Below are 13,038 nucleotides of genomic sequence, written 5' to 3'. Positions count from 1 at the left end.
GAGATTATAACGGGTCTACCTTCAGGCAGGAAACCGCGTGTCGGAAACTGCCCTCCAGCACCGGTCGCGTCTTAGCGCACTCCGGCCCGGCAATCGGGCACCGCGTGCGAAATACGCATCCCGACGGCGGGTTAATCGGCGATGGCAATTCCCCCTCCAGCAGTTGGATAGTTTTATTCTTCTCTTTATCGGGGTCCGGCACCGGCACCGCCGACATCAGCGCTTTGGTATAAGGATGCAGCGGATTATGGTACACCTCATCGTAGGTGCCCAGTTCCACGGCATGCCCGAGATACATCACCAGTACGCGGTCAGAAATGTGCTTCACCACCGCCAGATCGTGGGCGATAAAAATCAGCGATAGTCCCATTTCACGCTGCAGCTGCTGCAGCAGATTCACTACCTGCGCCTGAATCGACACATCCAGCGCCGAAACCGGCTCATCGCAAATAATGAGCTTCGGCTCAAGAATGAGCGCACGGGCAATACCGATGCGCTGACACTGGCCGCCGGAGAACTCATGCGGGTAGCGGTTAATCAGGTTCGGCAGCAGCCCCACTTTCATCATCATCGCCTTAACGCGATCGCGAACTTCCTGACGCGGCATTTTCGGATGATAGGTACGCAGCGGCTCGGCGATAATTTCCCCGATAGTCATGCGCGGGTTTAGCGACGCCAGCGGATCCTGAAAGATCATCTGAATATCGCTACGCACGTCGCGCCATTCGTCGGCCTTCATTCCCAGCAAATCTTTACCTAGCCAGGCGACTTTACCGTCGGTGGCTTTGACCAGACCAATGATCGCGCGCGCGAAGGTCGATTTTCCGCATCCGGACTCGCCGACCACGCCCAGGGTTTCACCTTCATACAGACGCAGCGTTACGCCATCCACCGCTTTCAGCGTTTTCGACGGCTGCCAGAACCACTGTTTACCGTCTTTAATATCAAAGTGCACTTTCAGATCGGCGATTTCGAGCAGGACTTTTCTTTGTTCCGTTACGGCGTTCATAGCAAATCCCCCACCGGTTGAAAGCAGGCGCGCAGGCGGCCCGGTGCAAACTCCTCCAGAGGCGGAGCGCTATTGCAAATTTCCATCGCATGCGGACAGCGCGGCTGGAACGGACAGCCCTTCGGCAGCCGCAGCAGGTTCGGCGGATTGCCCGGAATCGTTAACAGAGCATCGCCTTCCGCATCCAGCCGCGGCACCGCATTGAGCAGACCGATAGAATAAGGGTGCGATGGTTGATAAAAGACGTCGCGCGCCTGACCATATTCCATCGTACGCCCGGCGTACATTACCAGCACCTTATCGCAGATCCCGGCGACGACGCCGAGATCGTGGGTAATCATAATGATCGCCGTATTGAACTCGCGCTTGAGCTCATTAAGCAGCGTCATGATTTGCGCCTGTACGGTCACGTCCAGCGCCGTTGTCGGCTCATCGGCAATCAGCAGCTTAGGCCGGCACAGCAGCGCCATCGCAATCATTACGCGCTGGCGCATGCCGCCGGAAAATTCGTGCGGATACATTTTCATCCGTTTACGCGCTTCGGGCATTTTGACCGCGTCCAGCATTTTCACCGACTCTTCAAAGGCTTCGGCTTTGCTCAACGCTTTATGCAGCATCAGGACTTCCATCAGCTGCTCCCCTACCCGCATATACGGATTCAGCGAGGTCATCGGGTCCTGAAAAATCATTGAGATCTGCTCGGCGCGCAGCTTATTCAGTTCGCGCTCCGGAAGGTTGAGGATCTGCTTACCGTTAAAGGTCGCAGAACCGCCGATGCGACCGTTCGCCGCCAGCAGGCCCATCAGCGCAAAAGCGGTCTGCGATTTACCGGAACCGGACTCGCCCACGATGCCTAAGGTTTCCCCTGCCCGCAGATTAAAATTGAGATCGTTGACCGCGGTCACATCACCATCGGGAGTACCAAAGGTGACGCGGAGATCTTTCACATCCAGAAGCAGTCCGGATTGTTGTGCTGCCTGCGGCGCTTTCGCCGTTTCCATCGTACTCATGTCGGCGCTCCTTAGCGGTCTTTCGGGTCGAGGGCATCACGCAGGCCATCGCCGATAAAGTTAAAACAAAACAGCGTTACCACCAGGAAACCGGCAGGAAACAGCAGTAGCCACGGCGAAACTTCCATCGAGTTGGCGCCATCGCTGAGCAGCGCGCCCCAGCTGCTTAACGGCTCCTGGGTACCCAGGCCGAGGAAGCTCAGGAAGGATTCGAACAAAATCATGCTCGGCACCAGCAGTGAGGCATACACCACGACCACGCCAAGCACGTTAGGCACGATATGGCGGATAACGATATTGCCCGTTGAAACGCCGCCAACCTGCGCAGCTTCAATAAACTCTTTACGCTTCAGGCTCAGGGTCTGGCCGCGAACGATACGCGCCATATCCAGCCAGGAGACCATCCCGATGGCAACGAAAATCAGCAGGATATTCTGACCAAAAAAGGTCACCAGCAGGATGACGAAGAACATAAACGGGAAGGAGTTGAGGATTTCCAGCAGACGCATCATTACCGAATCCACTTTGCCGCCAAGATAGCCGGAAAGCGACCCGTAAAGCGTTCCCAGAATCACCGCCACCAGCGCAGCAGCCACGCCGACCATTAATGAGATACGCCCGCCAATCGCCACCCGCACCAGCAGGTCGCGGCCGGAAGAGTCGGTACCAAAGTAGTGCCCGGACTCCATATCGGGCGCGCTGGACATCATGCCCCAATCGGTATCGTAATAGGAAAACTGCGATACCATCGGCGCGATGGTGACAAACAGCGCAATAATCACCAGCACAATCAGGCTGGCGACGGCAGCGCGGTTATGCATAAAGCGGCGGCGAGCGTCCTGCCAGAGGCTGCGTCCCTCGACTTCCAGCTTTTCACTGAAGTTTTCCAGCGCCTCGTTGTTTTTCTTACTTAACATCATGGCGAACCCCAGCGTTAGTAACGGATCTTCGGATCGATAACGGCGTACAGCACGTCAACAATCGCGTTAAACAGAATGGTCAATGCGCCCACCAGAATGGTCAGACTAAGGACCAGCGAGTAGTCGCGGTTCAGCGCGCCGTTGACGAACAGTTGACCGATTCCCGGCAGGCCATAGATGGTTTCGATAACCATTGAGCCGGTAATAATGCCGACAAAGGCGGGCCCCATATAGGAGAGCACCGGCAGCAGCGCGGGCTTTAATGCATGGCGCAGAATAATGCGCCGCATCGGTAAGCCTTTTGCCCGGGCGGTGCGAATGAAGTTAGAGTGGAGAACTTCGATCATAGAGCCACGGGTAATACGCGCGATGCTGGCGATATAGGCCAACGACAGGGCGACCATCGGCAAAATCATATATTGCAGCGCCCCGCCGTTCCATCCGCCGCCCGGCAGCCAGTGCAGGGTGATAGCAAATATCATGACCAGTAACGGCGCGACCACGAAACTCGGTATCACCACCCCGGTCATTGCCACCCCCATCACGGCAAAATCCCATTTTGTATTTTGCTTCAAAGCCGCAATCACCCCGGCGCTCACGCCAAGCACAACCGCCAGAAAAAACGCGGCGAAGCCTAATTTGGCTGACACCGGGAAGCTGGAAGCGACCAGATCGTTAACCGAGTAATCTTTATATTTAAAGGAAGGACCGAAATCACCGTGCGCCAGCTGCTTCAGGTAATTGAAGTACTGGGTCATGATGGGGTCGTTTAAATGGTATTTTGCTTCAATATTCGCCATGACTTCCGGCGGCAGCGTACGTTCACCGGTAAAAGGGCTTCCCGGTGCAAGGCGCATCATGAAGAAAGAGATAGTAATAAGAATAAATAGCGTCGGAATCGCTTCCAGACAGCGACGAAAGATGAATTTTAACATTGCCCGTACCTTCTGGCCTGTGCCTTTAATAGTGCGATGAAATAAGACACCGTGAGGCAAGCGTTAACGCCTGCCCCACGTATTGCCATTAGTGCTTCACAATGTACATATTTCTTGTATAGGTATTATCCAGCGGGTCTTTGCCGGTATAGCCACCTACCCACGGTTTAACCAAGCGGGCGTTGACATAATAGAAGACCGGTACGATGACGGAGTCTTTATCCAGCTGCTGCTCAGATTGCGCATAGAGGTCCGCGCGTTTCCCTTCGTCGCTGGTTTTCAGCGTTTCAGCGATAATCTTGTCGAAAGCCGGGCTCTTATAATGTGATGTGTTGTTTGAGCTGTCGCTCAGCATCGTATTGAGGAAGGAGGTCGGTTCGTTATAGTCCGCACACCAGCCGGCGCGCGCAATATCAAAGGTGCCCTGATGGCGGTTATCAAGGAAGGTTTTCCATTCCTGGTTTTCCAGCTTCACGTTTACGCCGAGGTTTTTCTTCCAGATGGACGCCACCGCGATAGCCAGTTTTTTGTGCAAATCGGAAGTGTTATACAGCAGATTGAATGTCAGCGGCTTATCAGCGCTATAGCCCGCTTCGGCCAGCAATTTTTTCGCTTCTTCGTTACGTTTTTCCTGCGACCACTTGAACCACTCGGGCTCAATAAGCTTCATGCCATCGGTATAAGGCGGCGTGTAGCTATAGGCTGGCAGGTCGCCCTGGTTCTTCACTTTATTGACAATAATGTCGCGATCCAGCGCCATCTTCAGAGCCGTACGCACGCGAACATCGGTAAACGGGGCTTTCTGGTTATTGATTTCGTAATAATAAGTACACAGATACGGATCGACGTGAACTTCCTTCGGGATCTCTTTTTTCAGTTTCTGGAACAGCTCGATCGGCATGTTGTTATAGGTCATATCGATTTCACCGCTGCGGTAGCGGTTAACATCGGTGACTTCTGAAGAAATCGGCAGGAAGGTGACCTGATTAATCACGGTTTTGGCGTTATCCCAGTAGTTGGTATTACGCTCCAGAACAATGCGTTCGTTCACAACCCAATCTTTTAATTTATACGCGCCATTGCTGACGATATTGGCCGGCTGGGTCCATTTGTCACCGAATTTCTCAATGGCGGATTTAGGTACCGGCGAAACGGATGGGTGAACGAGCAGTTTGTAGAAGTACGGCACCGGTTCGCTAAGGGTCACTTCAAAGGTATGATCGTCAAGCGCTTTTACGCCCAGATCGGTCGCTGGTTTTTTCCCGGCGATAATGTCGTCAATATTGGCTAAATGACCATACTGCAGATAGCTTGCATAAGGAGAAGCGGTTTTCGGATCCGCCAGGCGCTGCCAGCTATAAACGAAATCTTGTGCCGTAACCGGCGTGCCGTCGGACCACTTTGCATCTTTACGTAGATGGAAGGTCCAGACTTTAAAATCTTTGTTGTCCCATTTTTCCGCAACGCCCGCGACCGGATGACCGTCGAGGTCGCTTACCAGCAGCCCTTCAAACAAATCGCGGTTAATATTGGACTCCGGCACGCCTTCAATTTTATGCGGATCGAGGGACTGAACTTCGGAGCCGTTGTTACGTACCAGCGTTTGTTTGTCCGCCAGCTGTACCCCTGCCGGTACATCTGCCGCAACGGCGGCGTTGATGGTCATTAACGCAGAGAGTACTCCTGCGGCTACCAGGCTTTTTTTCGTGATGATGGTCATGTGTTTGTTACTCCAATCATTATAATTACTGGTTATTTAACCAGCCTGTTTTCTCTTTTCTGGATTCTGAACAGTGCAGGAGTTTATGCTGCTGTCAGAGAGTACTGCTTGCTATCACCGACTTATTTATTACGGCCGCTCAAACGGCAACCTTGACGTCGATTCTTACCCCCCTGTCCGGAGGCAATTTTAGTCCCGAGGGGCTATATAATAAAAATTCTCATTTGCGTAGGTATTCCGCCAAAGATCACGCCGGAAAGTACCAAAACGCTTTATTGTCCGCCAATGCAATTTGCAAATATGTTACCGAATTCTCTTTTGTGGCCCGCAGGCGGCGGAGTTTTATTCCCTTATTCGCACGGCCAAGTTTATTAATCTTATTACTATCAAAGGATTGTGATAAATCCCTCACGCTATGCGTCATCCCGCGCCGAACAGCTGCTTTTTTGTACGAAAATTTAACAATCGCTTATTATTTAGCACATTCATCTGCTTCATAGGGGAAATTACTAATATCATTTCGATTATCAGACGGCAAGCACCAGAGAATGATGTGAAGAAAATAACAGTAATTAATGTGGGTAAAAAGCCGCGATGGTGACGAGGGGAATGGGTAAATTCTTGATAATAAACAGTAATGACAAAGCATTAGAAAAGCGTATTGCAGGGCGGAAAATCACTTTTTTTAATATGTTTTGCCGATAATGAGCAAACGCGGAACAGATTGTCCCGCGAGTCGGACGCTGGTTAATTCACGAGGCCAGGAAAGAGCGCCTTAATCCCGGTAACGATGAACTCGATCCCAAGCGCCATCAGCAGCAGCCCCATGATACGGGTAATCACGTTAATGCCGGTTTGGCCAAGCAGGCGAACCAGCCAGGGGGCCATACGGAAAATCCCCCAGCAGCACAGCGCAAAAAGAGCAATCGCCACTGAAAATCCGACAAAATGGGCGACGCTATGGTAGCGGGTTCCCCAGACAATGGTTGAGCTGATGGCGCCGGGTCCCGCCATCAGAGGCAGCGCCAGCGGAACAACGCCGATACTTTCGCGAATGGCCGTTTCTGATTTTTCTTGTTTGTTCTGTTTATCCTCCCCAAGCTTGCCGCTGATCATCGACATGGCGATAGTGACGACCAGAATTCCGCCAGCAATACGGAATGAATCGATGGAAATCCCGAAGACCTGCAGAATCGCGTCACCTAAAAATAGCGACGTGAGCAGGATAATGGCCACCGACAGGTTGGCTGTCAGGTTGGTTTTGTTACGCACCGCAGCCGTCTGGTAGCTGGTCATGCTAATAAAGACCGGGATAATGCCTACCGGGTTGACCAGCGCAAATAATCCAATAAAAAATTTAAAGTAAGCTGAAAAATCAAACATCGACTGAATCACAGGGCGCTCCGCAGCATCATTAAAAATGGCTGTTGATAGTTACCAGCATAAAATATCCGCGAGAAGATACGCTGTTTGATGGCATAATTCATCTCTGCTGACGCATAAGCTCATAATTACGCTCGGATGTTACTTATTTGTTTCCGCAATGCTATTTAATCCTTTAATTAGCATACCTAATCATTACACTTGATCAAACAGGTCAAAAAACGACCTGCTGAAAGGTATCAGCTTGGCTGATTATTGATTTAGATCACATAAATTGTACCCAGAAGTGAGTAACCTTGTTTACATCCAGCGAGGAGGCAAAACAGCGGTACCTGAAAGAATAAAGCAAAGCTTTTTTAGTCAATCGGTGAAGTCAGAAGCACAAAATTCTTTACGTTAACATTTACATGCAAGCCGTTAACACAATGTCTATACTGTCGAATCGAGCTACTGATTGACTAAAAAAGTTTAACATTATCAGGAGAGCATTATGGCTGTTACTAATGTCGCTGAACTTAACGCACTCGTAGAGCGCGTAAAAAAAGCCCAGCGTGAATATGCCAGTTTCACTCAAGAACAAGTCGACAAAATCTTCCGCGCCGCCGCTCTGGCCGCTGCTGATGCTCGAATCCCTCTCGCGAAGATGGCCGTTGCCGAATCCGGCATGGGTATCGTCGAAGATAAAGTGATCAAAAACCACTTTGCTTCTGAATACATCTATAACGCCTATAAAGATGAAAAGACCTGCGGTGTCCTGTCTGAAGATGACACCTTCGGTACGATCACCATCGCTGAACCGATTGGTATTATCTGCGGTATCGTCCCAACCACTAACCCGACTTCAACTGCGATCTTTAAATCTCTGATCAGCCTGAAGACGCGTAACGCCATCATCTTCTCTCCGCATCCGCGTGCTAAAGATGCAACCAATAAAGCTGCTGACATCGTCCTGCAGGCTGCGATCGCTGCCGGTGCGCCGAAAGATCTGATTGGTTGGATTGACCAGCCTTCCGTAGAACTGTCGAACGCGCTGATGCACCACCCGGATATCAACCTGATCCTCGCGACCGGCGGTCCAGGCATGGTTAAAGCGGCGTACAGCTCCGGTAAACCTGCCATCGGCGTTGGTGCGGGTAACACCCCGGTTGTCATCGACGAAACGGCTGATATCAAGCGTGCTGTCGCTTCCGTACTGATGTCAAAAACCTTCGATAACGGCGTTATTTGTGCTTCTGAGCAGTCCGTTGTGGTTGTTGATTCCGTATACGATGCCGTTCGCGAACGTTTCTCCAGCCACGGCGGCTATCTGCTGCAGGGCCAGGAACTGAAGGCTGTGCAGAACATCATCCTGAAAAACGGCGCGCTGAACGCCGCGATCGTTGGTCAACCAGCGTATAAAATCGCTGAGCTGGCTGGCTTCACCGTCCCTGTTTCCACCAAAATTCTGATTGGTGAAGTTACCGACGTTGATGAAAGCGAACCGTTTGCCCACGAAAAACTGTCTCCGACGCTGGCGATGTATCGTGCGAAGAATTTCGAAGACGCAGTTGATAAAGCTGAAAAACTGGTAGCAATGGGCGGCATCGGCCACACCTCCTGCCTGTATACCGACCAGGACAACCAGCCAGAACGCGTTGCTTACTTCGGCCAGTTGATGAAAACCGCGCGTATCCTGATCAACACCCCGGCTTCTCAGGGTGGTATCGGTGACCTGTATAACTTCAAACTCGCACCTTCCCTGACTCTGGGTTGTGGTTCATGGGGTGGTAACTCCATCTCGGAAAACGTTGGTCCTAAGCACCTGATCAACAAGAAAACCGTTGCTAAGCGAGCTGAAAACATGTTGTGGCACAAACTTCCGAAATCTATCTACTTCCGTCGTGGCTCACTGCCAATCGCGCTGGATGAAGTGATTACTGATGGTCACAAACGCGCGCTGATCGTGACCGACCGCTTCCTGTTCAACAACGGCTATGCAGACCAGATCACTTCTGTGCTGAAAGCCGCTGGCGTAGAAACGGAAGTTTTCTTTGAAGTTGAAGCTGACCCGACCCTGACCATCGTACGTAAAGGCGCTGAGCTGGCCAACTCCTTCAAACCAGACGTGATTATCGCGCTGGGCGGCGGCTCCCCGATGGATGCTGCGAAAATTATGTGGGTCATGTACGAACATCCGGAAACCCACTTCGAAGAACTGGCGCTGCGCTTTATGGATATCCGTAAACGTATCTACAAGTTCCCGAAAATGGGCGTCAAAGCGAAGATGGTGGCGATCACCACGACTTCCGGCACCGGTTCTGAAGTTACGCCGTTCGCCGTGGTTACCGATGACGCAACCGGTCAGAAATATCCGCTGGCAGACTATGCGCTGACTCCGGACATGGCGATTGTTGACGCCAACCTGGTTATGGAAATGCCGAAGTCACTGTGTGCTTTCGGTGGTCTGGATGCCGTGACGCATGCCCTGGAAGCTTACGTTTCCGTACTGGCTTCCGAGTTCTCTGACGGTCAGGCTCTGCAGGCGCTTAAGCTGCTGAAAGAAAACCTGCCGGCGTCCTACCATGAAGGGTCTAAAAACCCGGTAGCGCGTGAGCGTGTACACAGTGCTGCGACCATCGCCGGTATCGCGTTTGCGAACGCCTTCCTGGGCGTATGTCACTCAATGGCGCACAAACTGGGCTCTCAGTTCCACATTCCTCACGGTCTGGCGAACGCCCTGTTGATCAGCAACGTGATTCGTTATAACGCTAACGACAACCCGACCAAACAGACGGCCTTCAGCCAGTACGACCGTCCGCAGGCTCGTCGTCGCTACGCTGAAATCGCTGACCATCTGGGTCTGACTGCTCCGGGTGACCGCACCGCAGCGAAAATCGAAAAACTGCTTGGCTGGTTGGACGAAATTAAAGCTGAACTGGGTATTCCTAAGTCTATCCGCGAAGCTGGCGTGCAGGAAGCTGACTTCCTGGCCCACGTTGATAAGCTGTCTGAAGACGCTTTTGACGACCAGTGCACCGGCGCAAACCCGCGCTACCCGCTGATCGCCGAGCTGAAACAGATTCTGCTGGATACCTTCTACGGACGTAACTACGTTGAAGGCGGTGTGGAAGAGAAAAAAGAAGCCGCACCGGCTAAAGCAGAGAAGAAAGCGAAAAAATCCGCTTAATCCAACAGCTGTAAAGTCAGTGACGCGAAGCCCCATCTTTTGATGGGGCTTTTTTTATCCGCCGTTCAGCAGCCGACAAATCGCCTCAGACAGACGAAACGTATAATCCAGGCGCTAAGCTTAGCGATGGAAAAAAAGGCGCTGTAAAAGCGCCTGAGAGGGTTTGGCGGGGAGGGTTAGCAAATGTGCTGTTTGTTCTGTACAGCGGTCAGAGAACCTTCGCTCAGCGCCTCTTTATAATGCTTACGGCATACCGAGACATAACGTTCATTACCGCCAATCACGACCTGTTCCCCTTCATTGTACGGGCGCCCTTCCTGATCGAGGCGCAAAACCATACTCGCCTTACGACCGCAGAAACAGATAGTTTTTAATTCAACCAGCTTATCGGACCACGCCAGCAAATATTGGCTGCCCGTAAAAAGTTCGCCGCGAAAATCTGTTCGCAACCCATAACACAACACCGGAATATCAAGCTGGTCCACCACCTCAGACAGGTCGCGTACCTGCTCACGGGTCAGGAACTGGCTCTCATCAACTAATACGCAGTGAATCGGCTGACGCTTATGTTCTGCCGCAATGTCTGCAAATAACGCCGTCTGAGTATTATACAACCGCGCGGGCGATGAGAGGCCAATCCTTGAACTCACTTTCCCCGAACCAAAGCGGTCATCAATCTCCGCGGTATAAACCAGCGTGCGCATCCCTCGCTCCTGGTAATTGTATGAAGACTGCAACAGAGCGGTAGACTTGCCTGCATTCATTGCTGAATAGTAGAAATAAAGTTGTGCCATCGGCCGCGTAACCCCAATCAATGTGTTTTTTTGCCGTAAAATTGTATCATATATTCACCTACTATCAGCCCTCTCCGTGTGGGTATTGCCGGTAATGTTCACGGTGTGGATACCCGAAAGATTAAGCCTCTTAATTGAATGGTAATGCCTGCTATTGGTGCGACCCAAGCGGCCACGCTGACGTCACTATTGCCCTTTTGTGCTTATCGAGCATTTTCTGATAGCTATAACCGCTGTGGACAAGTGTTTTATATTAAACATCATCGCCGCTGCTGCGCTAATACCCACAAAGATATTTATCCATACACAGTATAATTTTCCCCACCGCGCGTCGGAAAAAGCATACTATCTCAGGGTTTTAGCTAATGCCTTCCGCCATCCTATAAGCAAAAAAGATGTGAACCCGCACATAAAATTTAAGTTAAATGAATTAATTCCCGAGACAAATAACAAGTTATTTTGACTTCCTTACATTCTCCCCTATTGCACATCTGAATTTATCGCTCTATTATTAGTCCAACAAACCACCCCACAATATAAGTTTGAGATTACTACAATGAGCGAAGCACTTAAAATTTTGAACAACATCCGTACTCTTCGTGCGCAGGCAAGAGAATGCACCCTTGAAACGCTCGAAGAAATGCTGGAAAAATTAGAAGTTGTCGTTAACGAACGTCGTGAAGAAGAAAGCGCTGCGGCTGCGGAAATTGAAGAACGCACTCGTAAACTGCAGCAATACCGTGAAATGCTGATTGCAGACGGTATTGATCCTAATGAACTGCTGAGCACCATGGCTGCAGTTAAAGCAGGAACGAAAACCAAGCGCGCTGCACGTCCGGCTAAATACAGCTACGTTGACGAGAATGGCGAAACTAAAACCTGGACTGGTCAGGGTCGTACTCCGGCAGTGATCAAGAAAGCGATGGATGAGCAAGGTAAATCCCTGGACGATTTCCTGCTGTAATAAGCTATCGTATCCGTTTAAAAATCCCGCTTCGGCGGGATTTTTTTTATCCGTTATTCGGGACCGGTCCCGGTCGGGCATAAAAAAACCGGGAAACGAATTTCGCTCCCGGTTTCGCATTCTGTCACGAACGATTACTTCGCTACGGCTTTTTCCAGCCAGGCTTTAAATTCTTCGCCCAGCGACTTGTGGCGTACGCCATATTCAACAAAAGCCTGCATATAGCCCAGTTTATTACCGCAGTCGTGGCTCTTGCCTTTCATATGATAGGCTTCTACCGTTTCTTTTTCGATCAGCATATCGATGGCATCGGTCAGCTGAATCTCATCCCCGGCTCCCGGAGGCGTTTTTGCCAGAAGCGGCCAAATATCCGCGCTCAGCACGTAGCGGCCGACAACCGCCAGATTAGATGGCGCCACGTCCGCTTTCGGTTTCTCAACGACACCAACCATCGGCACGCTCTCACCCGGCTGCAGGGCCAGGCCTTTGCAATCGACAACGCCGTACGCGGTGACGTCAGCAACCGGTTCAACCATGATCTGGCTTGCGCCGGTCTCATCAAAACGAGCCATCATTTCGGCCAGGTTGTCGCGAGACAGATCGGATTCATATTCATCAAGAATAACGTCCGGTAAAATGACCGCGACCGGCTCATCACCCACAACCGGGTGCGCGCAAAGCACAGCGTGACCCAAACCTTTAGCCAGCCCCTGACGCACTTGCATAATAGTTACGTGCGGCGGACAAATAGATTGTACTTCCTCCAGCAGCTGGCGTTTTACGCGTTTTTCCAGCATCGCTTCCAGTTCAAAACTGGTATCGAAATGGTTTTCGATAGAGTTTTTCGAAGAGTGCGTAACCAGAACAATTTCAGTAATCCCGGCGGCAATACATTCGTTAACAACATATTGAATTAATGGCTTATCTACCAGCGGCAGCATTTCTTTCGGAATAGCCTTAGTAGCGGGCAACATCCTGGTGCCTAATCCCGCAACCGGGATGACAGCTTTTCTTACTTTTGAATTAAGCGCAGCCATTGAAATCTCCTGGACTGTTCGTTTTTTAAACTTCTCGTTAATAATATGGTATCGAGTATATCAGCCTGATCAGACAAACCTGTTCCGAAAAGGATTAGAT

The 13,038-nt window shown here is 51.1% G+C and carries 10 protein-coding genes; 2 read left to right on the top strand and 8 right to left on the bottom strand.

Translation table 11 applies throughout. From position 1 onward, the window contains the following. Positions 1-4: 4 nt before the first annotated feature. From oppF to GUC22_RS10630, 6 genes are all read right to left on the bottom strand, one after another. The gene (gene oppF, locus GUC22_RS10655) at positions 5-1,009 is read right to left on the bottom strand and encodes a murein tripeptide/oligopeptide ABC transporter ATP-binding protein OppF (RefSeq protein ID WP_004121693.1); all 1,005 of its coding nucleotides are present in this window, start codon (positions 1,007-1,009) and stop codon (positions 5-7) included. Next, on the bottom strand, positions 1,006-2,019 hold the full coding sequence (locus tag GUC22_RS10650; RefSeq protein WP_024357876.1) for an ABC transporter ATP-binding protein: 1,014 nt from the start codon (positions 2,017-2,019) through the stop codon (positions 1,006-1,008). Before GUC22_RS10650 ends, oppF begins: the two co-directional genes overlap by 4 nt. Before the next feature lie 11 nt (positions 2,020-2,030). Then, positions 2,031-2,939: an oligopeptide ABC transporter permease OppC gene (gene oppC / locus GUC22_RS10645; RefSeq protein WP_004121697.1), complete on the bottom strand. Its 909-nt coding sequence runs from the start codon at positions 2,937-2,939 to the stop codon at positions 2,031-2,033. Positions 2,940-2,953: 14 nt separating this feature from the next. Then, the gene (gene oppB / locus GUC22_RS10640; RefSeq protein WP_004121700.1) at positions 2,954-3,874 is read right to left on the bottom strand and encodes an oligopeptide ABC transporter permease OppB; all 921 of its coding nucleotides are present in this window, start codon (positions 3,872-3,874) and stop codon (positions 2,954-2,956) included. Between the two features lie 88 nt (positions 3,875-3,962). Further along, the gene (gene oppA, locus GUC22_RS10635) at positions 3,963-5,594 is read right to left on the bottom strand and encodes an oligopeptide ABC transporter substrate-binding protein OppA (protein WP_004134042.1); all 1,632 of its coding nucleotides are present in this window, start codon (positions 5,592-5,594) and stop codon (positions 3,963-3,965) included. A 747-nt stretch (positions 5,595-6,341) separates the two neighbouring features. Beyond that, the gene (locus GUC22_RS10630; protein WP_004132196.1) at positions 6,342-6,989 is read right to left on the bottom strand and encodes a YchE family NAAT transporter; all 648 of its coding nucleotides are present in this window, start codon (positions 6,987-6,989) and stop codon (positions 6,342-6,344) included. Positions 6,990-7,467: 478 nt separating this feature from the next. Here GUC22_RS10630 and adhE point away from each other — a divergent pair, with 478 nt between their 5' ends. Further along, positions 7,468-10,143: a bifunctional acetaldehyde-CoA/alcohol dehydrogenase gene (gene adhE / locus GUC22_RS10625; RefSeq protein ID WP_004132197.1), complete on the top strand. Its 2,676-nt coding sequence runs from the start codon at positions 7,468-7,470 to the stop codon at positions 10,141-10,143. A gap of 176 nt (positions 10,144-10,319) precedes the next feature. On the opposite strand, the gene tdk is transcribed toward adhE, so the two are convergent. Then, positions 10,320-10,937: a thymidine kinase gene (tdk, locus tag GUC22_RS10620; RefSeq protein WP_004132199.1), complete on the bottom strand. Its 618-nt coding sequence runs from the start codon at positions 10,935-10,937 to the stop codon at positions 10,320-10,322. Between the two features lie 556 nt (positions 10,938-11,493). Between tdk and hns the strand changes: the two genes are divergently transcribed. Then, complete coding sequence (gene hns / locus GUC22_RS10615; protein ID WP_004121719.1) at positions 11,494-11,901, top strand: histone-like nucleoid-structuring protein H-NS; 408 nt, start codon at positions 11,494-11,496, stop codon at positions 11,899-11,901. 134 nt (positions 11,902-12,035) lie between these two features. Here the strand turns inward: hns and galU are convergent, their stop codons facing one another. Then, positions 12,036-12,938: a UTP--glucose-1-phosphate uridylyltransferase GalU gene (gene galU, locus GUC22_RS10610; RefSeq protein ID WP_004121722.1), complete on the bottom strand. Its 903-nt coding sequence runs from the start codon at positions 12,936-12,938 to the stop codon at positions 12,036-12,038. Positions 12,939-13,038 lie beyond the last annotated feature (100 nt).

The sequence above is a fragment of the Klebsiella sp. MPUS7 genome, assembly GCF_009905335.1.
Lineage (GTDB): Bacteria > Pseudomonadota > Gammaproteobacteria > Enterobacterales > Enterobacteriaceae > Klebsiella > Klebsiella grimontii.
This window is presented reverse-complemented; position numbering and strand designations above follow the sequence as displayed.